General features: G+C 68.2%; 17 protein-coding genes. 10 read left to right on the forward strand and 7 right to left on the reverse strand.

Annotated features, from left to right (window positions below):
- Positions 1-27: 27 nt before the first annotated feature.
- On the reverse strand, positions 28-528 hold the full coding sequence (locus AC30PD_RS22195; RefSeq protein ID WP_489537876.1) for a peptidase associated/transthyretin-like domain-containing protein: 501 nt from the start codon (positions 526-528) through the stop codon (positions 28-30).
- 238 nt (positions 529-766) lie between these two features.
- Between AC30PD_RS22195 and AC30PD_RS22200 the strand changes: the two genes are divergently transcribed.
- Positions 767-1,630 (forward strand): transglutaminase-like domain-containing protein, encoded by an 864-nt coding sequence (locus AC30PD_RS22200; RefSeq protein WP_489537877.1) that lies wholly within the window; start codon positions 767-769, stop codon positions 1,628-1,630.
- Between the two features lie 106 nt (positions 1,631-1,736).
- Here the strand turns inward: AC30PD_RS22200 and polA are convergent, their stop codons facing one another.
- Entirely contained in the window at positions 1,737-4,472 is a 2,736-nt protein-coding gene (gene polA / locus AC30PD_RS22205) for a DNA polymerase I (RefSeq protein WP_489537878.1), read from the reverse strand.
- Positions 4,473-4,528: 56 nt separating this feature from the next.
- Between polA and AC30PD_RS22210 the strand changes: the two genes are divergently transcribed.
- The 6 genes from AC30PD_RS22210 to AC30PD_RS22235 all read left to right on the forward strand — a co-directional run bounded on the left by AC30PD_RS22210 (position 4,529) and on the right by AC30PD_RS22235 (position 10,745).
- Entirely contained in the window at positions 4,529-4,900 is a 372-nt protein-coding gene (locus tag AC30PD_RS22210) for a hypothetical protein (RefSeq protein WP_489537879.1), read from the forward strand.
- Positions 4,901-4,905: 5 nt separating this feature from the next.
- Positions 4,906-5,895: a homoserine kinase gene (locus AC30PD_RS22215; protein ID WP_489537880.1), complete on the forward strand. Its 990-nt coding sequence runs from the start codon at positions 4,906-4,908 to the stop codon at positions 5,893-5,895.
- The gene (locus tag AC30PD_RS22220) at positions 5,892-6,728 is read left to right on the forward strand and encodes a BPSS1780 family membrane protein (RefSeq protein WP_489537881.1); all 837 of its coding nucleotides are present in this window, start codon (positions 5,892-5,894) and stop codon (positions 6,726-6,728) included. The genes AC30PD_RS22215 and AC30PD_RS22220 overlap by 4 nt, the downstream gene beginning before the upstream one ends.
- Before the next feature lie 35 nt (positions 6,729-6,763).
- The gene (locus AC30PD_RS22225; protein WP_489537882.1) at positions 6,764-7,513 is read left to right on the forward strand and encodes an SDR family oxidoreductase; all 750 of its coding nucleotides are present in this window, start codon (positions 6,764-6,766) and stop codon (positions 7,511-7,513) included.
- Positions 7,514-7,519: 6 nt separating this feature from the next.
- Entirely contained in the window at positions 7,520-8,866 is a 1,347-nt protein-coding gene (gene chrA, locus AC30PD_RS22230; RefSeq protein WP_489537883.1) for a chromate efflux transporter, read from the forward strand.
- An 82-nt stretch (positions 8,867-8,948) separates the two neighbouring features.
- Positions 8,949-10,745, forward strand: a complete 1,797-nt coding sequence (locus AC30PD_RS22235) for a DUF885 domain-containing protein (RefSeq protein ID WP_489537884.1) — start codon at positions 8,949-8,951, stop codon at positions 10,743-10,745.
- Between the two features lie 3 nt (positions 10,746-10,748).
- On the opposite strand, the gene AC30PD_RS22240 is transcribed toward AC30PD_RS22235, so the two are convergent.
- Both AC30PD_RS22240 and AC30PD_RS22245 read right to left on the reverse strand, forming a co-directional pair.
- Positions 10,749-12,656: an acyl-CoA synthetase gene (locus AC30PD_RS22240; RefSeq protein WP_489537885.1), complete on the reverse strand. Its 1,908-nt coding sequence runs from the start codon at positions 12,654-12,656 to the stop codon at positions 10,749-10,751.
- 233 nt (positions 12,657-12,889) lie between these two features.
- Positions 12,890-15,154 (reverse strand): PhoX family protein, encoded by a 2,265-nt coding sequence (locus tag AC30PD_RS22245; RefSeq protein WP_489537886.1) that lies wholly within the window; start codon positions 15,152-15,154, stop codon positions 12,890-12,892.
- 184 nt (positions 15,155-15,338) lie between these two features.
- On the opposite strand from AC30PD_RS22245, the gene AC30PD_RS22250 reads away from it, so the two are divergent.
- Together AC30PD_RS22250 and AC30PD_RS22255 are read left to right on the forward strand one after the other, a co-directional pair.
- Entirely contained in the window at positions 15,339-16,034 is a 696-nt protein-coding gene (locus AC30PD_RS22250) for a P-loop NTPase family protein (protein ID WP_489537887.1), read from the forward strand.
- Positions 16,035-16,047: 13 nt separating this feature from the next.
- On the forward strand, positions 16,048-17,577 hold the full coding sequence (locus AC30PD_RS22255; RefSeq protein WP_489537888.1) for an alkaline phosphatase D family protein: 1,530 nt from the start codon (positions 16,048-16,050) through the stop codon (positions 17,575-17,577).
- On the opposite strand, the gene AC30PD_RS22260 is transcribed toward AC30PD_RS22255, so the two are convergent.
- The 3 genes from AC30PD_RS22260 to mdtD all read right to left on the reverse strand — a co-directional run bounded on the left by AC30PD_RS22260 (position 17,574) and on the right by mdtD (position 22,645).
- Positions 17,574-19,973, reverse strand: coding sequence for a UvrD-helicase domain-containing protein (locus AC30PD_RS22260; protein ID WP_489537889.1), 2,400 nt, complete (start codon positions 19,971-19,973; stop codon positions 17,574-17,576). The genes AC30PD_RS22255 and AC30PD_RS22260 overlap by 4 nt on opposite strands.
- A gap of 65 nt (positions 19,974-20,038) precedes the next feature.
- Positions 20,039-21,055, reverse strand: a complete 1,017-nt coding sequence (locus AC30PD_RS22265; protein WP_489537890.1) for an NAD(P)H-binding protein — start codon at positions 21,053-21,055, stop codon at positions 20,039-20,041.
- Between the two features lie 165 nt (positions 21,056-21,220).
- Positions 21,221-22,645, reverse strand: a complete 1,425-nt coding sequence (gene mdtD / locus AC30PD_RS22270; protein WP_489537891.1) for a multidrug transporter subunit MdtD — start codon at positions 22,643-22,645, stop codon at positions 21,221-21,223.
- A 135-nt stretch (positions 22,646-22,780) separates the two neighbouring features.
- On the opposite strand from mdtD, the gene AC30PD_RS22275 reads away from it, so the two are divergent.
- Positions 22,781-23,758, forward strand: a complete 978-nt coding sequence (locus AC30PD_RS22275; protein ID WP_489537892.1) for a GMP reductase — start codon at positions 22,781-22,783, stop codon at positions 23,756-23,758.
- Positions 23,759-23,805: the final 47 nt, after the last annotated feature.

Genomic DNA, 23,805 nt, shown 5'->3' on the forward strand with positions numbered 1-23,805 from the left:
CCCCGTGGACGCCCGGCTCTGCTGCGTTTACCGGCCCGCCACCAGCAAGCGTGCGCCCTTCATCTGCTCGGGCGTGAGGCTGTCGGTCGACACGATGGTCAGTGTCTGCCCGGCAGAAGAGGTCTTGGCTGGAAGGGGCTCGAGCGTTCCGCTCACCGAATCAGGGAAGGCGTACATGCCTCCGGTGGCGGGGTCGACAGCGAGCATGCCGATCAGGCCACCGATCAGGATGTTGCCGATGTACCAGCCGCTGACGGTGCCGACGATGGTCAGTTCCTTGTCGGCGAAGCCTTCCTTGGTCAGCAGCACGGTGTAGGTCTCGGACCTGAAGTAACCGGCGCCGCGCTTGAGTGTGAGTGTCACGGGCGTGCTGCCGGTGTGGATCTTCTCGCCGGCCCGGTTGGTCACGGTGGCGCCTGCGCCTTCGGGCGCGCTGCGGATCGTGACCACCTGGGTGGGGCCATTGAAGATGCTGGCACAGCCAGACAACGCGAACACGACGGCACTGGCAGCAAAGGCGCGCTTCATGTCTTTCTTTCCACTTCGGTTTCGGGAGCCGCAGGCTAGGGCAACACACGGTGCTTTCGTCGCCGGCACGCGACGCTCGCGGGTCGGCAAGCGCCTCGTCGTGCAATTTGCCGCGCATTCACATCGGCCGGGGCGCAAGTGGTACCGTGTGTGGCGCCCGGGGTTTCCGGCGAATGCTGGTCGACAAACGACTCGGGCTGCCGCGACCGCGCCACCCGTTCAACCACGGTGGCCAGCCATGATCAGACTCCAGCTTTCGCTCCAGCTCGACTACGAGGTCTACAACCCGGGCTGCGACTTCGTCTTCAACATCCACGCCGCCCACACCGCGCGCCAGCGCGTGCTGCACGACTCGCTCACGATCAGCCAGAACGTGCCTTCGATGCTCGAAACCGACCCGGCCACCGGCAACCGCTACCTGCGCCTGACGGCACTGCCCGGCCCCTTGAGCGTGCGCTACGACACCACGGTCGACATCGACCAACACTTCGCGCTGCCCGCCGACGTGCCCGAAGTGCCGGTAGCGCGTGTGCCGGCGCACGTGCTGGGCTACATCTACCCGAGCCGCTACTGCCAGTCGGACCGCCTGCACAAGTTCGCCACCCGCGAATTCGGCCAGCGCTGGCAGGGTTACAGCCGCGTGCAGGGCATTCGTGACTGGGTGCTGGAGCGCACGCTGTTTTCATCGAACACCTCGAACTCGCAGACCTCGGCCCTCGACACGCTGCTGGAGCAGACCGGCGTGTGCCGCGACTTCGCACACTTGATGATCGCGCTGTGCCGCGCCATCAACATCCCGGCACGTTTCGCGACCGGCGTCGACTACGGCGCCGACCCGGCCCTCGGGCCGACCGACTTCCATGCGTATGTGGAGGTGTACCTGGGCGACCGCTGGTACATGTTCGACCCGTCGGGCACCGCGATCCCGATGGGCTTCGTGCGCTTCGGCACCGGCCGCGACGCTGCCGACGTGGCCTTCGCCACGATTTTCGGCTCGGTGCAGTCGGCCGCACCGATCATCCACATCGAGGCGGTACCGGGCGGGGATGGTCAGCTGCGCGTGCCCCACCACTGCGTCGAGGCGATCTCGACCGACGGTTGACGCAACCACGCGGCGTCGCGGCGGCGAGCGGGCCGAGCGCCGGGCCGCCCCAAGCCGTCCCGCACCCCCTCGGGGAGTGGCGGCGTACCCGTCGCCGGGGGTTCCGTCAGTGCGCTTCGTCCCAGTTCGCGCCCACGCCCACCTCGGCGAGCAGCGGCACCTTGAGTTCCGCCACCGAGGCCATGATGCGCGGCACCGCTTCGCGCGCCCAGCCGAGCTCGGCCTCGGGCACCTCGAACACCAGTTCGTCGTGCACCTGCATGATCATTCGGGTGCCGCGCTGCTCGTCGTCGAGCAGCTTCTGCACCGCGATCATCGCGAGCTTGATCAGGTCGGCCGCCGTGCCCTGCATCGGCGCATTGATGGCCTGGCGCTCGGCGCCGCTCTTGCGCGGGCCGTTGCCGCCGTTGATCTCGGGCAGGTAGACACGCCGGCCGAACAGCGTTTCGACATAACCCTTCTCCCGCGCCGACACCTTGGTCTCGTCCATGTAGCGCTTCACGCCGGCAAAGCGCTCGAAGTAGCGCTCGATGTACGTGGCCGCGGCGCTGCGCTCGATCGACAGGCTCTGCGCCAGGCCGAACGCGCCCATGCCGTAGATCAGGCCGAAGTTGATGGTCTTCGCGTAGCGGCGCTGCTCGCTCGTGACCTCGGCCGCCGACACGCGGAACACTTCGCTGGCGGTGGCGCGGTGCACGTCCATGCCTTCGGCGAAGGCGGCCAGCAGGCTCGGGTCGCCGCTGATGTGCGCCATGATGCGCAGCTCGATCTGCGAGTAGTCGGCGCTCAGGATCGAATGCCCTGGGGGCGCGATGAAGGCCTCGCGCACCCGCCGGCCTTCAGGCGTGCGGATCGGGATGTTCTGCAGGTTCGGGTCGTTGCTCGACAGGCGCCCGGTCACGGCCACCGCCTGCGCGTAGTTGGTGTGCACACGCCCGGTCTGCGGGTTCACCATCAGCGGCAGCTTGTCGGTGTAGGTTCCCTTCAGCTTCGACAGGCTGCGGTGTTCGAGCAGCTTGGCCGGCAGCGGGTAGTCGGCGGCCAGTTCGGCCAGCACTTCTTCGTCGGTGCTGGGCGCGCCGCTCGCGGTCTTCTTCTTCACCGGCAGGCCGAGCTTGCCGAACAGGATCTCGCCGATCTGCTTCGGGCTGCCCAGGTTGAAGGGCTGGCCCGCGATCTCGTAGGCCTGCTGTTCCAGCGCGACCATGCGCTCGGCGAGCTGATGGCTTTGCACCGCGAGCCGGGCGCTGTCAATCAAGACGCCGGTGCGCTCGATACGCCCGAGGATCGCCGCGGCCGGCATCTCGATGCGCTGGTACACGTCGAGCAGCCCTGGGCTCGCCTGCACCTGCGGCCACAGGTTGCCATGAACGTGCAGCGTCATCTCGCTGTCTTCGCAGGAATACTCCGAGGCCTTGTCGATCTCGACCTGGGCGAACGAGATCTGGTGTGCCCCCTTGCCGCACAGGTCTTCGTAGCTCAAGCCGGTGCGCCCGAGGTGGCGCAGCGCCAGGCTTTCCAGGCTGTGCGGCTTGTGGGCTTCGAGCACGTAACTCTCGAGCATGGTGTCGTGCGCGTAGCCCTGCACTGCGATGCCAGCATTGGCGAACACGTGCGTGTCGTACTTGATGTTCTGGCCGAGCTTGGCGGCGCCAGCATCTTCGAGCCAGGGCTTGAGCAGGGCCAGCACTTCGTCCGCCGGCAACTGGTCGGGCGCGCCGGGGTAGGTGTGGCGCAGCGGAATGTAGGCCGCCTCGCCGGGCGCGGTCGAGAGCGAGATGCCGACGATCTGCGCGCGCATGCCGTCGAGCGAATCGGTTTCGGTGTCGATGGCGGTGAGCGCTGCCGCCTTGATCTTCGCGATCCAGGCGTTCAACGCATCGAAGCTCAGAACAGTTTCGTAGTGCTTGTCGACGCTGCTCGCCGCCACCGGCGCGGCCTCGGCCGAGGCCGCCGCCGCGCCGAGGCCCGAAGCGTTCTCGAGCTCGCGCTTGAGCGTCTTGAAGTCGTAGCGTTCGTAGAACGCGATCAGCCGTGGCGCGTCGGGCGGCGTGAACGCGAGCGAATCGAACGCCGGCCAGCCGGGCACATGGTCGGTCAGATCGCAGTCGGTCGCCACGGTGACGAGCCGGCGCCCTTGGGGCAGCCAGTCGAGCGCCTTGCGCAGGTTCTCGCCGGCTGCGCCTTTCATCGAAGGCGCTGCGGCGATCACGCCGTCGAGCGAGCCGTATTCGGCGATCCACTTCGCCGCGGTCTTGGGGCCGACCTTCTCGACACCGGGCACGTTGTCGACCGTGTCACCCACCAGCGTCAGGTAGTCGACGATGGCCGAGGGCGCCACGCCGAACTTGGCCAGCACGCCGGGCGGGTCGAGCCGCTCGTTGCTCATGGTGTTGACGAGCGTCACGTTGTCGTCGACGAGTTGCGCCAGGTCTTTGTCGCCGGTCGAGACGATGACCTTGAAGCCGGCCCTCGTGGCCACCTTGCACAGCGTGCCGATGGTGTCGTCGGCCTCGATGCCGGGCACCGTGAGCACCGGCCAGCCCATCAGCTTCACCGCCTCGTGGATCGGCTCGATCTGCTGCGCCAGATCGACCGGCATCGACGCACGGTTCGCCTTGTACTCGGCGTACCAGTCGTCGCGAAAGGTCTTGCCCTTGGCGTCGAACACGCAGGCGCCGAGCGCGGCCGGGTGCTGCTCGCGCAACAGCTTGAGCATCGAGACCACGCCGCGCAGCGCACCCGTCGGCACGTTGCCCGGGCCGCGCAGGTCGGGCAAGGCGTGAAAGGCACGGTAGAGGTAGCTGGAACCGTCGACCAGCAGCAAGGTTTTGTCGCTCATGGGGCCATTGTGCTGTCTCGGGCCGGGCCTCCGACAGCGGCAACCTAGAATGGCGCATGAACTCGACATTTGCGCTCGGGCCCGTGCTGGCCGCGTTCTGCCTTTGCGCAGCGGCGCAGGCGCAGGCGCAGGCCCAGACCCAGCCCCAGACCAACGCGGCGGCGAAAAGCCCGGTCGCAGCCAGCGTCGAGCCGGCCCGCCGCGACGGCGAGCCCGAGGTCAAGCGCACCGTGATCGAAGACGAGGGCAGCCGCATCGAAGAGCTGCGGGTGCGCGGCGAAGCGCAGCGCATCGTCGTCACGCCGAAATTCGGCATCCGCAAGAGCTACGAGATCATGACCGGCGACGCTGCACGCGATGCTTTCGACGGCACCGGCGGCGCTCGCAGCTCGGCCGGCAAGCGCGTCTGGAACGTGCTCCAGTTCTGACGGCCGTGGCGGTCTACACCGAGGTCTCGCACGCCGAGGCGGCCGCGCTCGTTGACCGGTTGCACATCGGCGAACTCACAGCGCTGAACGGCATCCGCAGCGGCATCGAGAACACCAACTACTTCGTCGACACGAACCGTGGCCGCTACGTGCTGACCTTGTTCGAGCGGCTCACGCACGAACAGCTGCCGTACTACCTGCACCTGATGCAACACCTGGCCGGGCGCGGCATTCCGGTGCCCGACCCGAAAGCCGACGCTTCCGGCACGATCCTGCACACGCTGCTCGGCAAGCCCGCCGCCGTGGTCGACCGGCTGACGGGCGGGCACCAGCTCGCGCCCGCGGCTTCGCACTGCACCAGCGTCGGCAACGTGCTGGCCCTCATGCACATCGCCGGCGCCGACTTCGCGAAGCACCAGCCCAACCTGCGCGGCGCCGCGTGGTGGGCCGAGACCGTGCCCGTGGTGCTGCCCTACCTCACGCCCGAGCAGCGCACCCTGATCGAGAGCGAGCTCGCGTTCGCGCTGCAGGTGGCTGGCTCGGCCGCCTACACCGCCTTGCCGCGCGGCGCGATCCACGCCGACCTGTTCCGCGACAACGTGATGTTCGAGCCCGGCGAAGATGGCGCCGACGTGCTCAGCGGCCTGTTCGACTTCTATTTCGCCGGCGATGACGCTTTCTTGTTCGACATCGCCGTGTGCCTGAACGACTGGTGCATCGATCTCGACTCGGGCCGGCTGGTCGAAGAACGGGCCACCGCGTTCGTGGCCGCCTACGACGCCGTGCGCCCGCTCGCCAGCGGCGAGCTGCGCCTGATGCCGGCGCTGATGCGCTCGGCCGCCTTGCGCTTCTGGCTCTCGCGCCTGTGGGACCTGCACCTGCCGCGCGACGCCAGCCTGCTCACGGCCCACGACCCGCGCCACTTCGAGCGGGTGCTGCGCGAACGTGTGGCCGCACCCTGGCACTTTGCACGCGCCGAGACCTCTGCCGCATGATCCCCTTCACCCTCAAGACCGTTCCCGCCGCCCGCGGCTCTGCCTGGGCCCGCCAGGGTTTCGCCGTGTTCTTCAAGCGGCCGATGGTCTTCGCCGCGCTGTTCGCGATGTTCATGTTCGTGGTGTTCGCGCTGGCGCTGCTGCCGCTGATCGGCTCGGTGCTGCTGCTCGCGCTGCTGCCGATGGTCACGCTGATGTTCATGCTCGCCACCAAGGCAGCACTCGCCGGCGAGCTGGCGTCGCCGGGCGCCCTGGCGCAGCCGCTGCGCATGGACCGGCCGCGCCGCCTGGCCATGTTCAAGCTCGGCGCGATCTATGCGGTCACGACCTTCGCCATCCTGTCGCTGAGCGACCTGGTCGACGGTGGCGCCTTCGACGCGCTGATGGAAGCTTTGCCCGAGGTGCAGACCAAGCCCGCCGCCTTCAACGCCGCGCTGGCCGACCCGCGCCTCAGCCAGGGCCTGCTGATCCGCACCGGCCTGACCGGCCTGCTCTCGGTGCCCTTCTGGCACGCCCCGGCGCTGGTGTACTGGGGTGGCCAGGGCTGCGCGCAGTCGCTCTTCTCGAGCACGCTGGCCTGCTGGCGCAACAAGGGCGCCTTCACCGTCTACATGCTCACCTGGGTGGCGGCGGTGCTGCTGTTCGCCACGCTCGGCAGCACGGTGTTCCACCTGCTCGGCCAGTTGCCGCTGTTCGCGCTGGCGGCCACGCCGTTCTCGCTGATGCTGACGACGGTGTTCTACGCTTCGCTCTACTTCACTTTTGCCGACTGTTTCGAAGCCGTCGCGCCCGCTGCGCCGCCGGTGCCCGCCGACCCACCGCCGTTCGACTGACCGACCGAACGAACCCACGACAACCCCAGGAGACCATGATGAAGATCGCCCTCGTCACCGGCGCCGGCAGCGGCATCGGCCGTGCCAGTTCGCTCGCACTCATCAACGCCGGCTACCACGTGGTGCTGGCCGGGCGCCGCGCCGACGCGCTGCAAGAAACCGCCACGATGGCCGGCGCGCTCGCCGGCAACGCCCTGGCCGTGCCCACCGACGCCACCGACCCGGCCGCCGTGAAAGCGCTGTTCGACACGGTGCACCAGAAGTACGGCCGCCTCGACGTGCTCTTCAACAACGCCGGCACGGGCGCACCCGCGATCCCGATGGACGAGCTGACGTTCGAGCAGTGGAAGGCCGTGGTCGACATCAACCTGACCGCCGTGTTCCTGTGCACCCAACAGGCCTTCAGGATGATGAAGAGCCAGAGCCCGCGCGGCGGCCGCATCATCAACAACGGCTCGATCTCGGCCTACGCGCCGCGGCCGTTCAGCGCGCCCTACACGGCCACCAAACACGCGATCACCGGCCTCACGAAAGCGACCTCGCTCGACGGCCGCGCCCACGACATCGCCTGCGGCCAGATCGACATCGGCAACGCCGCCAGCGAGATGACCCAGCGCATGACGACCGGCGTGCCGCAGGCCAACGGCAGCATGATGGTCGAGCCTCGCATGGACCTGAGCGTGGTGGCCAACGCCGTGGTGCACATGGCCAGCCTGCCGCTCGAAGCCAACGTGCAGTTCATGACGGTGATGGCGACGAAGATGCCGTTCGTGGGGCGCGGGTAACGCGGCTTGGAAACCGGTGCACCGCCGCCGGCGGTGAGTTTCGGCGAGGCCTTCCGCTTCTGGCTCAGGCTCGGCTTCGTGAGCTTCGGCGGGCCGGCCGGGCAGATCGCGATCATGCACACCGAGCTGGTCGAGCGCCGCCGCTGGATCAGCGAGCGGCGCTTCCTGCACGCGCTCAACTACTGCATGGTGCTGCCTGGCCCCGAGGCGCAGCAGCTCGCCACCTACATCGGCTGGCTGATGCACCGCAGCTGGGGTGGCGTCGTGGCCGGCGCGCTGTTCGTGCTGCCGTCGCTGTTCATCCTGATCGCGCTGTCGTGGGTCTACATCGCCTTCGGCAACGTGCCCTTGGTGGCGGGGCTTTTCTACGGGATCAAGCCTGCCGTCACGGCCATCGTGGTGCAGGCGGCGCACCGCATCGGCTCGCGAGCGCTGAAGAACAACGTGCTGTGGGCCATTGCCGCCGCCTCGTTCGTCGCGATCTTCGCGCTGAACACGCCCTTCCCGGCGATCGTGGCCGTGGCCGCGCTGGTCGGCTACGTCGGCGGGCGTGTGGCGCCGGAGCACTTTCGTGCCGGTGGTGCGCACGGTTCAGCCGCAAAGTCGTTCGGCGCCGCGCTGATCGACGACGACACACCCACGCCGGCGCACGCGCGCTTCAAGCCTTCGCGGCTCTTGGCGCTCGTGGCCGCCGGCGCCGTGCTCTGGGCCACGCCGATGGCGCTGCTCTACGCGCTGCAAGGCTGGGCCGGCACGCTCACGCAGATGGGCTGGTTCTTCACCAAGGCCGCGCTGCTGACCTTCGGCGGCGCCTACGCCGTGTTGCCCTACGTGTACCAGGGCGCCGTGTCGGGCTACGGCTGGCTCACGCCGACGCAGATGATCGACGGCCTCGCGCTCGGCGAAACCACGCCCGGCCCGCTGATCATGGTGGTGGCCTTCGTCGCCTTCGTCGGCGGTTACCAGAGCAGCGAGCTCGCGGCCATGTTCGGCACCGACCGGCTCTTCCTCGCCGGCGCTGTGGCGGCCACGCTCGTCACCTGGTTCACCTTCCTGCCTTCGTTCCTGTTCATCCTGGCCGGCGGGCCGCTGGTGGAAGCCACCCACGGCGACCTGAAGTTCACCGGCCCGCTCACCGCGATCACCGCCGCCGTGGTCGGTGTGATCCTGAACCTCGCGCTCTTCTTCGGCTACCACGTGCTGTGGCCGACAGGCTGGTCGGGCCCGTTCGACGCGGTGTCGGCGCTGATCGCACTCGGCGCGGCCGTGGCCTTGCTGCGCTTCAAGCGCGGCGTGATCGAGGTGATCGCGGCCTGCGCGGCAATCGGGCTGGCCGTGCATCTGTTGCGTTAGCGTCGATGCTCCGCCGTGAGGATTGCGCTCACGTCCGGCCTGCGCTAGCGTCGCCCGCTTGTTCACACAGCGGGGCCACAGATTGAAGTACCGCGTCATCCTGAAAGCGCTGGTCGCGGCCGGTGCCGCGCTTGTGTTCGCGCTGCAACCCGCGCGCGCCGCCGACACCGCCGACCCGGCCGAAACCAAACGCCTGCACGCGCTTTTCGACGCGCGCTGGGAATGGTCGATGAAGACCTTCCCCGAGTGGGCCACCTTCACCGGCGACCACCGCTACGGTGACCGGCTCGGAGACGCTTCGCGCGAGGCCGACGTGGCCATCCACGCCCAGGCCCGCAGCGACCTGGCCGCCGCGCGGGCGATCCGCCGCGACAGCCTTTCGCCGAAAGACCGTGTCTCGCTCGACATCTTCGTGCTGCAACTCGAAGAGCAGTTGCGCTTCGAACCCTTCGTCGGCTTCCGCACCATGAGCCTGGGTGCGCTCAGCGGCTTTCACACCGACTTCGCCGACCTGCTGGGCGCCAGCCCGGTGAGCCAGCGCCGCGAGGTCGAGCAGATGCTCGCGCGCATGGCGGCCTGGCCGAAGCGGGTGGATCAGGAACTGATGTGGTTGCGCGAAGGCATGCGCTTGCGCTGGGTGCCGCCGCGCGCCGTGCTCGAGCGGGTGCTGCCGGCGATCGACGGGCAGTTTGCGGCCGAGATCGACAAGAGCCCGTTCTTTGAACCGTTCACGCGGCTGGGCAAGGACATTCCGGTCGCCGAGCAGGAAGCGCTTCGCGCACAGGCCCGGCGTGCGATCAAGGACCAGGTGGAACCGGCGCTGCGCCGCCTACGTGCTTTCGTGGTCGACGAATACCTGCCCGCCGCGCCGGCCAGTGGCGCGCTCGGCAGTTACCCGGGTGGCGCCGAGGTGTATGCGGCGCAGGTGCTGTCGAGCACCACCACCGAACAGACGCCGGCGCAGATCCACGCCATCGGCCAGCGCGAAATGACGCGCCTGCGCGCCGAAATGGAAGCGGTGATGAAAGAGGTGAAGTTCGAAGGCGGCTTCGCGGCTTTCGTGAACCACCTGAACACCGACCCGAAGTACTTTCACAAGAGCGCCGAAGCGCTGCTCGCCGGTTACCGCGACATCGCCAAACGCATCGACCCCGAGCTGCCGAAGCTGTTTGCCGAACTGCCGCGCGCGCCCTATGGGGTGCGCGCGATGCCTTCGCACTTCAGCACCGACCGCGCCGAGTACTACACCGGCCCGGGGCTCGACGGCACGCGCGCCGGCTGGTTCAACGCGAACGCGCAGGCCTTCGGCAAGCGCCCGATCTGGGCCATGGAAACGCTGGTCGCGCACGAGGCCGTGCCGGGCCACCACCTGCAGATCGCCCGCGCGGTCGAGCTCGGCGAGCTGCCGCGCTTTCGGCGCGGCGGCGGCTACAACGTGTTCGGCGAAGGCTGGGCGCTGTACGCTGAAACGCTGGGTTTCGACCTCGGGCTGTACAAGGACCCGCTGAGCCGCTTCGGCCACCTGCAGTGGCAGGCGCTGCGCGCCGCGCGGCTGGTGGTCGACACCGGCATCCACGCGCTCGGCTGGAGCCGCCAGCAGGCGGTCGACTACATGATCGAGCGCACCGGCTGGGAGCCGAACTTCGTGAACTCCGAGGTCGACCGCTACTACTCGTGGCCGGCCCAGGCGCTGGCCTACATGACGGGCGAGCTGAAGATCATCGAGCTGCGTGACCGCGCGAAGGCAAAGCTCGGCGCGCGCTTCGACATCCGCCAGTTCCACCGCATGGTGCTCGACCAGGGCTCGGTGCCGCTGCCGGTGCTGGAACGCGCGGTCGACGGCTGGGTCGGCGAGTTGCTGGCCGCGAAGAAGCCCTGAGGTTCAGCCCCACACGATTTCATGCTTCGTCACCAGCGGGTCGAGCCGCTGGTCGACGTGCTGCGCGAGTGACGCGCGTGCCCCATCGGCCACGCCGGTGATGTGCACGCTGATCAGACCGCCATGCACCGCGTGCGGCCCGGCTTCGACAGCGAGCGTGGCACCTGCCGGCACGAGGTCGGCCAGCATGCGGCCCACGGCGCGCTGCGCCGCGTCCCAGCGCAAGGCCGGCTTGAAGACCTTGCCCACCGCCGTGAGCGGGATCGCGTCGATGAAGTACACCTGCACCGGCACGGCGGCGCGCTCAGGTGTTCTGTCGCGCACGAACTCGGTCAGTTCGCCGGCGTCGAGCGCCACGCCGGGTTTGAGCTGCACGAACGCGACCGGCAGTTCACCGGCATACGCATCGGGCTCGCCCACCACGGCCACCAGCGCCACACCGGGGTGCTGGAAGAACACCTCTTCGATCGCCAGCGGGTCGATGTTGTGGCCGCCGCGGATGATCAGGTCTTTGGCGCGGCCGGTGATCCACAGGTAACCGTCTTCGTCGAGCCGGCCCAGGTCGCCGGAATTGACCCAGCCGGGTTCGACGAACGCGCCACGGTTGTGCTCTGCGCTCAGGTAGCCCGAGAACACCCCCGGCCCGGCCATCGCGACGACGCCGATCTCGTTCGTCGCGCACGCGCCGGTCAGGCAGCCTTCGCCGTCGACCTTCACGATGCGCACCTGGCTGTAAGGCACCGGGTGCCCCGCAGAACCCAGCCGCACCGGCCGGTCGCGGTAGGCGATGGTGTGCACGCTCGAGGTTTCGGTCATGCCGTAGACCTCGAGCACCGGCACCTTGAGCTGTTCGGTGTAGACCTTGCCCACCGCCACCGGTATGGCCGAGCCACCGCCCGACGCGCAGCGGATGCTCGAGGTGTCGGCCAAGCCCACCGGCACCTGGATCGCCGCGGCCAGCACCGTGGGCACGCCGCCGAACACTTCGGGCTTGTAGCGCTCGACCAGGCGCCACACGTTGCGGATCGCGTTCACTTCGCGCCAGCCCGAAGGCGCCAGCACGACGAGTGTGTTGCCGCCCGCGAGCGGCGCCAGCCCTTGTGTGAGCGCGCCGCCGACGTGAAACAGTGGCAGGCCGAACAGCAGGTTGCAGCCGGGGCCGAAGGGCAGCATCAGGTTCATCACCCAGGCCTGGTAGACCTGGTTGGCGTGACTGTGGCGCACGAGCTTGGGCGTGCCGGTGGTGCCACCGGTGTGGAAGTAGCCGGCCGCGTCGCTGGCCTGGATGCATCGGCCGCTGGTCAGGCGGTCGGCCGGGAAGTGGCCGACCATCGCGTCGAAGTTGTAGACCGCGTTGGCTTCGTCGGCCGCGCCGTGCACCACGACGATGGCCTTCAGGTTCGGCAACTGGCCCCTGATCTGCTGCACCTTGCTCCAGATGTCGGTGCCCGGCACCGGGCCGAGCGCGACCAGCACCTTCGTATTCACTGCGCGCAGGATCTCGCCGATCTGCGCCGCCGAGAGCAGCGGGTTCACCGGGTTGGCGATGCCCGCCGCCTGCGCGCCGAACAGCGCGAAGAAGGTCTGCGGCACGAGCGGCATCAGGAAGCTGACCACATCGTTCGGGCCCACGCCGAGCTGGCCGAAGAGGTTGGCCGACTGCGTGACCCGTGCCATGAACTGCGCGTAGCTGACCGTGACCGGCGTTTCTTCCGGGTCGCCCTTGCTCAGGAAGCGGATCGCCGCCGCATCGGGGTCGACCGCCGCACCGAGTTGCAGGGCTTCGTACGTGCTCTGGGCCTTGATGCGCTCGGCGTAAGGCACGGCCTCGAAGGCCGCCACCTCGGCCGCGCTTCGAAACGAGGGAATCTGCGCACCGATCAGTCGGTCCAGCGGGTGGGCTTGAGCCATCGGTTCCTCCGCGCGTTCGTGGTCGAGCCATCGTAGGCGGGCCGCGACGCGCCGGCCTCCCGATCAACCCGTAGCCATGCGCTGCCCTCGGGGCCGAAGCCTCACTGGCCTGAACCGGCGCCCCATCCTGCTCCCCCAAAAAAAGAGGCCACGAGCGTCTTGCTCGTGGCCATTCCTCTTCGAGGAGACCGGGCCCGCGCCCGGTCGCTGTTTTTTGCTTCTGTGCAGCGCGTTCAGCTGCCGATGCGGCCGCCGTCGTTCTTGGTGATCGCGATCGTGGCCGAGCGCGGCCGGGCGGTCGTGGCGCCGCCGGCGCCGTAACCGGCGTTGGCCGGCCAGTGGCTCTTGTACTTGCTCGGGTCGAGGATGTCGGCCACGGCGCCGAGCGTTTCGCCCGGGTGCTGGATGTTCGCGAACAGCGTCTTGCCGTCGGGCGTTTCGGTGCAGCCGGTCAGCTCGCAATCGACCGGGCCGACGAGGAAGCGGCGCAGCGTATCGGCCGCAGGCTTCTTGCCGACGCGGGTGGTGATGGTCACCGTGCTCAGGTCGGTCTTGGTGTAGTTGAGCGTCGTGGCCACACCGTCGCCCACCTGGCCGGGCACGCCCACGAGCATCATGCAGTTGGTGGTGTCGGTGTAGGAGCCGTCGTCGGTCTGGATCCAGCACAGGCCGGTGTTCTGGCTGAACCACAGGCCGTCGGGGCTCGAGAAGTCCTGGTCGGCGGTGAGCGACGACAGGTTGATCTTCGTGGCGTCGGCGTCCGACTGCGCACCGAACAGGTACACGTCCCACGCGAAGGTGGTGGCGCCCTGCTCGCCGGCCGTTTCGGCCATGCGGATGATGTGGCCGTTGATGTTGCCCGGCGCGCCGGCGGCACCGCCGGCATACGAGTCGCTGTACGAACGCGGGTTGGCGGCGTCGAGCCCCTGCTGGCCCGAACCGCTGGGTTCGAGCTTGCGGTTGCTGTTGTTCGTGAGCGTGTAGTAGATCTCGCCGGTGCCGGGGTGCACGGCGCACCACTCGGGGCGGTCCATCTTCGTGGCGCCGACCGCGTCGGCAGCGAGGCGCGCATTGACGAGCACGTCTGCCTGGTCGGCAAAGGTGTAGGTGGCGTAGGCGGCGATCAGGGCGTTGGCGATGTTGAGCTCGATCCAGGTGCCGCTGCCGTCGGCATTGAACTTCGCCACGTAGAGCTTGCCGCTGTCGAGGTACTTGTCGCCGGTGGCGATACGGTTCGCCGGGTTCGCGTCGGCGGCGATCCAGGTGGCGGTGGAGACGAACTTGTAGATGTACTCGCCGCGCGAGTCGTCGCCCATGTACACGGCCAGCGGCTTGCCGACGCTGCGCTTGCTGAAGGACGCGCTCTCGTGCGCGAAGCGGCCGAGGCCGGTGCGCTTCTTGATCGCGGCGGTCTTGTCGTAGGCGTCCATCTCGACGATGTAGCCGAAGCCGTTCAGCTCGTTGCGGTAGTCGTCGGTGCCGTCGGTGCTGGTGCCGACTTTGCTGATGATCCAGCGTGCGTAGTCTTCTTCGGTGCCCGCCGTTTCCCAGCCGTGGCGGCTGGCCGCACCTTGTGCGCGGCCGTATCGGTTGAGCGAGACCACGCTCTTGTCGGCGCGGGCCGCGTTGTCGGTGGCCGAACGCGTGAAGTAACCCGACCAGTTTTCTTCGCCGGTCAGGAAGGTGCCCCAGGGCGTGTAGCCAGTGCCGCAGTTGTTCAGCGTGCCACGCACGCTCAGGCCCGAGACCGAGTACTTCGTCTTCAGCAAGGCGTTGCCGGCGGCCGGGCCCGACAGCATCACGGGCGTGAGCGGCGTGACACGCCGGTTGTAGGCCGAGCCCTGCACGTAACCCCAGGCGCCGCCGGTCTTGCGCACTTCGACGACCGACAGGCCGTGCACCGGGATTTCCTTGTCGGCCTCGCTCTTCGGCCGCGGGTTCAGCGTGCCGCCGTTGGCGTGCAGGTAGTACGAGCGCACGTCGATCGTGTTGCTCGTGGCTTCGTGGTTCATCGCCAGCAGGCCACGGTCAGAACCGTTGGCGTCGCGCGCGGTGCCGGCGGCGTTGAGGCCGAAGTACTCCATGCCGTCGTGGTGGTCGCCGGCGCGGTTGGCGTAGTCGGTGTCGGTGCCGTCGTTCTTGTAGGCCGGCGTGGTGGCCGTCAACGGGTCGCCCAGCGCGTAGATCGGCGTGGCGGTGTAGCCCACGGGCACGCTCACGGCGTCGGCCAGGCTCTTGGCCACGGGGGCGAAGGCCAGGGTGGTGATCGGTGCCGGCGGCGGCGCGGCCGCCACTTCGTCGTCGTCGCTGCCGCCGCAGGCCGCGAGGCCCCAGCCGCCGAGCACGGCGGTCGCGGCCGTGCCCACGCCGCCACGCAGCACCGAGCGGCGGCTCAGGCGGGCTTCGAGCACCGACTGGAAGTCGGCATTGCCCGAGGTGTTGTGATCGGTGTCATCGGCGTGCAGAGCGGAGAGCGGGAGGTCGACTGCCTTGTTCATAATGTCCTTGCTGGGTGAATGAGAGTCCTGGCTGGCCGGGAGCTTAGAAAGCGTTCATGAACGGGTCGTGACAAGCGCGTGACCACTTCGTGTCACCGCCCACCTGGGCACGCGAGTTGCTGCCGTTGCAGCGCCCGGCGCGAACCGTGGACAATCGACTTCAACAAGACAAAAGGACCTTCTGATGGCCCACATTCACTTCATCGGCGGCGAAAAGGGCGGCGTCGGCAAGTCGCTGATGTCGCGCGTGCTGGCGCAGTACATGATCGACCGCGAGATCCCGTTCATCGGTTTCGACACCGACCGCTCGCACGGCGCGCTGATGCGCTTCTATTCCGGCTACGCCTCGTCGGTGCTGGTCGACAACATCGAAGCGCTCGACAGCATCATCGAAGCCGCCGCCGAGCAGCCCGAGCGCCGTGTGCTCGTCGACCTGGCCGCGCAGACGCACGACCCGCTCGTGAAGTGGATGGACGACGCCGGTGTGTTGAACCTGGCCGACGAGATGGGCATGACCATCCACTACTGGCACGTGATGGATTCCGGCAAGGACTCGGTCGACTTGCTGAAGAAGCTGCTCGACCGCTTCGGCACCGGCATGAAGTACGTGCTGGTGCGCAACCAGATCCGCGGCAACGACTTCAGTGTGCTCGAACAGTCGGGCGAGCAGGCCCGCGCCATGCAGCTCGGCGCGAAGGTGGTGTCGGTGAAGAAGCTCGGCGACAGCGTCATCAACAAGATCGACGCCGGCAGCAGCAGCTTCTGGAAAGCCAAGAACCCGCAAGACCCGACCGCCGGTGGCCTGGGCCTGATGGACCGCCAGCGTGTGAAGGCCTGGCTGCGCGACGTGTACCGCGAGATCGACGACGTGGGCGTCTGAACCCGGGCCTGCGATGACCCTGCCGCTGCGCGCGCGCCGCACCCTGCTGCAAGGCACGGCCGCCCTTACCTTCGCCCCTTGGCTGCTGCACGACACGCGCGCCGCCGACGTGCAGCGGTTCGCGCTCGGCGTGGCCTCGGGCCAGCCGCGCACCGACGGCATGGTGCTCTGGACGCGCCTGATCGGCGCCGACCTGCCCGAACGCGTGCCGGTGCGCTGGGAACTGGCCCGTGACGAACAATTCCGCGAGATCGCCGCGCTCGGCGTCGAAACCGCCGAAGGCGCCTGGGCCCACAGCGTGCACGCCGAAGTGGCGGGGCTGGAGCCGGGCCACTGGTACTGGTACCGTTTCTTCGCGCTCGGCCAGCAGAGCGCCGTCGGCCGCACCCGCACCGCGCCGGCGGCGGCTGGGGCCGCTTCGCTCAAGTTCGCGATCGCCAGCTGCCAGCGCTGGGACGTGGGGCACTACGCCGCGTGGCGCCACCTGGCGGCCGAAGAGCTCGACCTGGTGATGTTCCTCGGCGACTACATCTACGAATACGCATCGCGGCCCGACTCGGTGCGCCAGACCGAGAGCAAGGCCACGGTGACCACGCTCGACCAGTACCGCGCCCGCTACGCCACCCACAAGAGCGACCCGGCCCTGCAGGCCGCGCACGCCGCCGCGCCCTGGCTCGTGGTGTGGGACGACCACGAAGTGGCGAACGACTACGCCAACCTGCAAGGCCAGACGCTGCAGCCCAATTTCAAGCTGCAGCGCGCCGCCGCCTACCAGGCGTATTGGGAACACATGCCCTTCCCCAACTCGGCGCGGCCGAACGGCGCCGACATGCGCATCACCGGCCGGCTCGACTGGGGCCGGCTTGCGCGCATCCACCTGCTCGACGACCGCCAGTACCGCAACGTGCAAGCCTGCCCGCGCCCCGACCGCGGCGGCTCGAACACCGTGACGCTGAAGTCCTGCCCCGAATTGCTCGACCCCAAACGCACGCTGCTCGGCAGCGAGCAGGAACGCTGGCTTGCGAACAGCTGGAGCCTCGACCGGCCGTGGAACCTGCTGGCCCAGCAGACCCTCATGGCGCGCTTTTCCTGGACTGACCCAGCCAGCAGCGGCGGCGCCACCTACTGGACCGACGGCTGGGACGGCTACGCGCCCGCCCGCAACCGCCTGCTCGGCACCGTGGCCGAACGCAAGGTGCCCGGCGTGGTGGTGCTCGGCGGCGACGTGCACACAAACTACGTGGCCGACCTGAAGGCCGACTTCGACGACGCCGCGGGCAAGGTCATCGCCACCGAGTTCTGCGGCACCTCGATCACGAGCCTGGGCCTGGCCCAAGACCGCATCGACAAGGCGCGCGCCTTCAACCCGCACTTGAAGTACGGGCGCGGCGACCAGCGCGGCTACATGCACTTCACGCTCGACGCGCAGCAGTTGCAGGTGAAGTTGCAGGTCGTGGGCGATGCGCTCGACCCGGCGAGCGGCGTCACCACGGCGGCGCGCTTCGTGGTCGAGGCAGACAAGCCGGGCGCGGTGAGCGCCTAGTTCACCGGCGTCAGCTTCGCCACCGACAAGGCCAGCCACTTCATGCCGTGGCGCCCGAAGTTGACCTGCGCGCGCGCATCGACGCCCGAGCCTTCGAGCGTGACGATCACGCCTTCGCCGAACTTGTTGTGGAACACGCCCTGCCCCGAGCGCAGGCCGTGGCTCGGCGCCTTGGGCACCACCGGCGGGGCGGCGTTCGACAAGCCGCTCACGTTGCCCGCGCCGACCATCGAACCCAGGCCCGAACCGCGTGCCCAGGCCGCCTGGTAGTCGCGCACGAAGCCCGAGCCGAAGCCCTGGTTGCGTGGCGTGATCCACTTCAGCGCCGCTTCGGGCAGCTCGTCGAAGAAGCGGCTCTTGATGTTGTAGCGCGTCTGGCCGTGCAGCATGCGCGTCTGCGCGAAGCTCAGGTACAGGCGCTTGCGCGCGCGCGTGATCGCCACGTACATCAGGCGGCGCTCTTCTTCGAGCCCGTCGGCATCGGCGGCCGAGTTCTCGTGCGGGAACAAGCCTTCTTCGAGCCCGGTGATGAACACGCAGTCGAACTCCAGGCCTTTGGCCGAGTGCACCGTCATCAGCTGGATCGCGTCTTGCCCGGCCTGCGCCTGGTTGTCGCCGGCCTCGAGCGAAGCGTGCGTGAGAAAGGCGGCCAGCGGCGACATGATCTCGCCGGTTTCGGCGTCGGGCGCCAGATCGGGCAGCGGCGTGACGATGCGGCCCTCAGCGGCCTGCGCACCGGGCGTGTTGAACTCGGCGCGGCCTGCCTCGCTGCTGCCATGCTCGTCGACCGGCAGCGCCACCGCGTCCTTGCCGAAGCCTTCCTGCGTGACGAAGCCTTCGGCGGCGTTGACCAGTTCTTCCAGGTTCTCGAGCCGGTCCTGGCCTTCCTTGTCGGTCTTGTAGAAGTCGACCAGGCCTGAAGCGTGCAGCATGTGCTCGATGATCTCGCGCAGCGTGAGGCCGCGTGTGGCGTCGCGCATCTTGTCGATCATGGCGACAAAGGCTTGCAGGTTGCCCCCGCCCTTGCCTGAAAGCGCACCGACACTTTGATAGAGGCTGCGGCCGCTGGCGCGCGCCGCGTCCTGCAACTGCTCGACGGTGCGCGCGCCGATGCCGCGGGTCGGGAAGTTCACGACGCGCAGAAAGCTCGTGTCGTCGCTCGGGTTCTCGATCAGCCGCAGGTAGCTCAACGCGTGCTTGACCTCGGCGCGCTCGAAGAAGCGCAGGCCACCGTACACCTTGTATGGCATGCCGGCGTTGAACAGCGCGCTCTCGATCACGCGGCTCTGCGCGTTGCTGCGGTAGAGCAGCGCGATGTCGCTGCGCGGCGTGCCTTCTCGGTGCAGTTGCTGGGCTTCTTCGACGAACCACTGCGCTTCGGCGAAATCGCTCGTGGCTTCGCGCACGCGCACCGGCTCGCCCGGGCCGGCCTCGGTTCGCAGGTTTTTGCCCAGGCGGCGTGTGTTGCGAGAAATCAGTTCGTTCGCGCTGTCGAGAATGTTGCCGAAGGAGCGGTAGTTGCGCTCGAGCTTGATGACCTGCTCGACCTTGAACTCACGCTCGAACGAGGCCATGTTGCCGACCTGCGCGCCACGAAAGGCGTAGATGCTCTGGTCGTCGTCACCCACGGCGAACACGGCAGCGTCGGGGCCGGCAAAGACCTTGAGCCACGCGTACTGCAGCTTGTTGGTGTCCTGGAATTCGTCGACGAGGATGTGCCTGAAGCGCCGCTGGTAATGCTCGCGCAGCGCCTGGTTGTCGCGCATCAGCTCGTAGGTGCGCAGCATCAGCTCGGCGAAGTCGACCACGCCTTCACGCTGGCACTGGTCTTCATAGGCCTGGTACACCTGCACCAACACGCGCGATTGTTCGTCGCGCACTTCCACGTCTTTCGGGCGCCGGCCGTCTTCTTTCTGGCCGGCGATGAACCACGTGACCTGCTTCGGCACGAAGCGTTCTTCGTCGAGGTTCATCGCCTTGACCACGCGCTTCACGGCCGAGAGCTGGTCGCTCGAGTCGAGGATCTGAAAGCCTTGCGGCAGCGCCGCGAGCTTCCAGTGCGCACGCAGGAAGCGGTTGCACAGGCCGTGGAAGGTGCCGATCCACATGCCCCGCACGGGAATGGGCAGCATCGCACCCAGGCGCGTGAGCATCTCTTTCGCGGCCTTGTTGGTGAAGGTCACGGCCATCACGCCGCCGGGCGAAAGCTGGCCGGTCTGTATAAGCCACGCGATGCGCGTGGTGAGCACCCGCGTCTTGCCCGAGCCAGCACCGGCGAGGATGAGCGCCGGCCGCGCCGGCAGCGTGACGGCGGCGAGCTGCTCGGGGTTCAGGTTGTGCAGCAGCGGCGAGCCGGGGTGGCCGGGCGCGGAGGCGGAATCTGGTTCTGGGAGCATGCGCCATTGTCGGGCACCGCGGGTGCGGACGTCTCGCATCGAGTGCTGGCGCCACCGGCATGCCGTCAGAACACGGCGTGGTCCCCGCGCTCCGCCACACCCTCGCCGCGCACCAGGCGAGCGTAGTAGTCGAACAGCGTTTCGCAGCCGGTGGAAGGCGTCGCCTCCGCATCGTAGCGGGCGGCGGCCGCGTCCCACACCAGCATCGATTCGGTGGCGTAGTAGCGGCCGATGCGCGCCAGTTCGGCCTTGTCGGCCAGCGGCGGCACGACACGACCGAGCAGCGAGAGCACCGCGATGATGGTGTCCAGCAATGCGACCGGCACCTGCTTGAAGCGAGCCGGCCGACCGAGCAGCGTGAAGAGCTGCTCGCCTTGCTCGCGCGGCGTGATCGCGTCGCCTGGCCCGCCGATCGGCATCACGCGGTCGCGGCGTGAAGGTTCGTCCACGCAGGCCGCCAGGTAAGCGCCCAGGTCGTCGTCGCTGATCGGCTTGCAGGCCGTGAGCGTGCCGTCGCCGAAGACCACGAAGGGCTTGCCGGCCCTGACGCGTTCGATCTGGCCGGACAAGGATTTGAAGAAGGCCGTGGCGCGCACGATCGAATAACTCAGCCCCGATTCGATCAACGTCTTCTCGAAGGCCAGCTTGGCGTGCTGGAACGCCAGCAGGGGCTTCTGCACACAGATGGCCGACAGCAGCACAACCTGTGTCACGCCGGCCGCCTTTGCTGCCTCCAGGGCCAGCACATGCGCCCGGTGGTCGATGGCCCAGGCGTCTTTGGGTACGCCGGTGCGGGAGGCCAGGCACGACACGAGCACGTCGAAGCGCTCGCCGCAGAAACCGTCTCTCGCCAGCGAAGTGCTGTCACACACGTCACCCACGCGCACCGTGGCGCCGCGCAAGAGCTTCGCGCTGTCTTCGGACGACAGCCGGCCGCCCACCCCGGCGCGCGGGCGCACGAAGCACACGACCTCATGACCTCGGCGCAGCAGCGCGCGCACCGTGGCCTGACCGATGGTGCCGGTGGCCCCGATGACGAAGACGCGGCGCCGCGCCAGCTCCACGCTTGAGGTGATGCCCATCGTCATCATCGAAGGTGAACGACCCGATGCCCAAGAAAGGTTGCAACGATGCATCCAACCTGCTCATGCAGATCGGATTGAAATGAACGCTGCCAGTCTAGACGCTCTCGCACAGAAGGTTCGCCGTGGTCCGCTGCCGGCCGGCAAGCCCCGCGCTGACACGCCTCACGACTCGTCCACCACCGCCGCCGCACCCGTCGGCCCTTCCCTGCGCCCGAGCTGAAAGAAGATGCCCGCCGCCAGGGCCGACAGCGCACCCATGCACAGGTAGGTCGCATGAAAGGTGTGCACCACGTTGTTCGGGCCCACGCTGCTCGCGATCGGGATCACCACCGGCCCGGCAAAAGCCGCCAGCAGCGCACCGGCCGCCGCCACGCCCAGGCTCATCGAAAGCTGCATCACGACCGAGAGCAGGCTGTTGCCGGCGCTGGCGCGTGCGTCGTCCAGGTCACCGAGCGTGAGCGTGTTCATCGCGGTGAACTGCAGCGAGTTGACGATGCCGAAGAGCGCCAGATACACGAGGATCAAAGCGTGTGGCGTGCTGCGGTCGACCAGCGAGAAGCCGGCGATGAAGAGGCCGAGCAGCAGCGTGTTGCCGACCAGCACGTTGCGGTAGCCGAAGCGCTGGATCACACGCTCGGCGAAGAACTTGATCAGCATCGCGCCGAGCACGGTCGGTACCATCGTCAGGCCCGCCACGCTCGGTGAATAGCCGAGCCCGACCTGCAGGAACAGCGGCGTGAGAAAGGGCATGGCACCGCTGCCCAACCGCGCGAACAGGTTGCCGAACACGCCGACCGAGAACGTGGGGATCTGGAACAGCGCCAGGCTGAAGAGCGGCTTCTCGGTGCGCGCCGCGTGCACCCAGTAGGCCGCCATGGCGGCCAGGCCGGCCATCACGAGCAGGATCGACACGGCGGCGCTCAAGGCGTGCTCTCCCAGGCCCTGCAAGCCGAGCGACACCATCACCAGGCCGAGCGAGAACATCACGAAGCCGGGCCAGTCGAAACGCTGGCCGGGGGCGCCACGCAGGTCGGGCATGTAGCGCAGCGCCGCGAACACGCCGAGCACGCCGACCGGCAGGTTGATCAGGAACACCCAGTGCCAGGTGGCCACTTCGACCAGCCAGCCACCGAGCGGCGGGCCGAGCAGCGGGCCGACGAGGCCGGGGATGGTCACGAACGACAGCACCTTCAGCAGCTCGGCGCGCGGGTAGGCGCGCAGGATCGCGAGGCGCCCGACCGGCAGCAGCAGCGCGCCGCCCACGCCCTGCACCACGCGTGCGGCCACCAGCCAGGGCAGCGAGGGCGAGAGCGCACACAACAACGAGCCCAGGCTGAACAGCACGATCGCGGCGATGAACGCACGCCGCGTGCCGAATCGGTCGGCCAGCCAGCCCGAAGCCGGGATGAACAATGCCACCGTGAGCATGTAGGCAATCACGACCGACTGCATGCGCAGCGGGCTTTCGCCCAGGTCTTTTGCCATCGTCGGCAACGTGGTGTTGAGGATCGTGCCGTCGAGCGTCTGCATGAAGAACGCGATCGCGACGACCCAGGGCAGCAGGCGTTGGGTGGCGGGGTCGAGCAAGAGGCGGCTTCCGGCGGTGGTGTCGATTCGAAGGCCCAGTGTAGGCGGCGGGCCGGGCCGCGCGGGCGGCGTAGAATTTGCCACCGGGCCCGAATTTTTCGCGCCCGGTTTTTTATTGGGCGGCGCGAACACACCATGGAAATCTTCGACTACGACAACGTGCTGCTGCTGCCACGCAAGTGCCGCGTGGAAAGCCGCAGCGAGTGCGACGCGTCGATCCAGTTCGGCGCGCACCGCTTCAACCTGCCGGTGGTGCCGGCCAACATGAAGACCGTGGTCGACGAGCCGATCACCGAGTGGCTGGCGGCGAACGGCTACTTCTACGTGATGCACCGCTTCGACGTCGACAACGTGGCCTATGCGAAAAAGATGCGCGACAAGGGTCTGTACGTCTCGGTGAGCTCGGGCGTGAAAGCCCCCGACTACGCGGTGATCGACCGCCTGGCGGCCGAAGGCGTGGGCGCCGACTACATCACCATCGACATCGCGCACGGCCACGCCGACAGCGTGCAGAAGATGATCGAGTACATCAAGAAGAAGCTGCCGGCGACTTTCGTGATCGCCGGCAACGTGGCCACGCCGGAAGCGGTGATCGACCTCGAGAACTGGGGTGCCGACGCGACCAAGGTCGGCGTGGGCCCGGGCAAGGTCTGCATCACCAAGCTGAAGACCGGTTTCGGGACCGGCGGCTGGCAGTTGTCGGCCTTGAAGTGGTGCGCGCGCGTGGCCACCAAGCCGATCATTGCCGACGGCGGCATCCGCGACCATGGCGATATTGCCAAGAGCGTGCGCTTCGGCGCGTCGATGGTGATGATCGGCTCGCTGTTCGCCGGGCACGAAGAGTCGCCGGGCAAGACCGTGGAAGTCGACGGCAAGCTCTTCAAGGAGTACTACGGCTCCGCCAGCGACTTCAACAAGGGTGAGTACAAGCACGTCGAGGGCAAGCGCATCCTCGAGCCGATCAAGGGCAAGCTGGCTGACACGCTGCGCGAGATGCGCGAAGACGTGCAGAGCTCGATCTCTTACGGCGGCGGCACCAAGCTGGCCGACATCCGCAAGGTGAACTACGTGATCCTCGGCGGCGACAACGCGGGCGAGCACCTGCTGATGTAGGGCGGGCCCAAGGGGCGGCACCTACAATCGAGGCCTCCCCGTTTCGC

Source organism: Rhizobacter sp., from assembly GCF_032229685.1.
In the GTDB taxonomy this organism is placed as follows: domain Bacteria; phylum Pseudomonadota; class Gammaproteobacteria; order Burkholderiales; family Burkholderiaceae_C; genus LMDS01.

What these genes read in the sequence shown, in the direction of transcription:
- AC30PD_RS22210 (WP_489537879.1), top strand. Translation starts at nt 4,529, where the DNA reads ATGAACTCGACATTTGCGCTCGGGCCCGTGCTGGCCGCGTTCTGCCTT.
- AC30PD_RS22195 (WP_489537876.1), bottom strand. Translation starts at nt 528, where the DNA reads ATGAAGCGCGCCTTTGCTGCCAGTGCCGTCGTGTTCGCGTTGTCTGGC.
- AC30PD_RS22260 (WP_489537889.1), bottom strand. Translation starts at nt 19,973, where the DNA reads ATGCTCCCAGAACCAGATTCCGCCTCCGCGCCCGGCCACCCCGGCTCG.
- AC30PD_RS22220 (WP_489537881.1), top strand. Translation starts at nt 5,892, where the DNA reads ATGATCCCCTTCACCCTCAAGACCGTTCCCGCCGCCCGCGGCTCTGCC.
- AC30PD_RS22275 (WP_489537892.1), top strand. Translation starts at nt 22,781, where the DNA reads ATGGAAATCTTCGACTACGACAACGTGCTGCTGCTGCCACGCAAGTGC.
- AC30PD_RS22240 (WP_489537885.1), bottom strand. Translation starts at nt 12,656, where the DNA reads ATGGCTCAAGCCCACCCGCTGGACCGACTGATCGGTGCGCAGATTCCC.
- polA (WP_489537878.1), bottom strand. Translation starts at nt 4,472, where the DNA reads ATGAGCGACAAAACCTTGCTGCTGGTCGACGGTTCCAGCTACCTCTAC.
- AC30PD_RS22225 (WP_489537882.1), top strand. Translation starts at nt 6,764, where the DNA reads ATGATGAAGATCGCCCTCGTCACCGGCGCCGGCAGCGGCATCGGCCGT.
- AC30PD_RS22255 (WP_489537888.1), top strand. Translation starts at nt 16,048, where the DNA reads ATGACCCTGCCGCTGCGCGCGCGCCGCACCCTGCTGCAAGGCACGGCC.
- AC30PD_RS22250 (WP_489537887.1), top strand. Translation starts at nt 15,339, where the DNA reads ATGGCCCACATTCACTTCATCGGCGGCGAAAAGGGCGGCGTCGGCAAG.
- AC30PD_RS22245 (WP_489537886.1), bottom strand. Translation starts at nt 15,154, where the DNA reads ATGAACAAGGCAGTCGACCTCCCGCTCTCCGCTCTGCACGCCGATGAC.
- AC30PD_RS22200 (WP_489537877.1), top strand. Translation starts at nt 767, where the DNA reads ATGATCAGACTCCAGCTTTCGCTCCAGCTCGACTACGAGGTCTACAAC.
- AC30PD_RS22265 (WP_489537890.1), bottom strand. Translation starts at nt 21,055, where the DNA reads ATGGGCATCACCTCAAGCGTGGAGCTGGCGCGGCGCCGCGTCTTCGTC.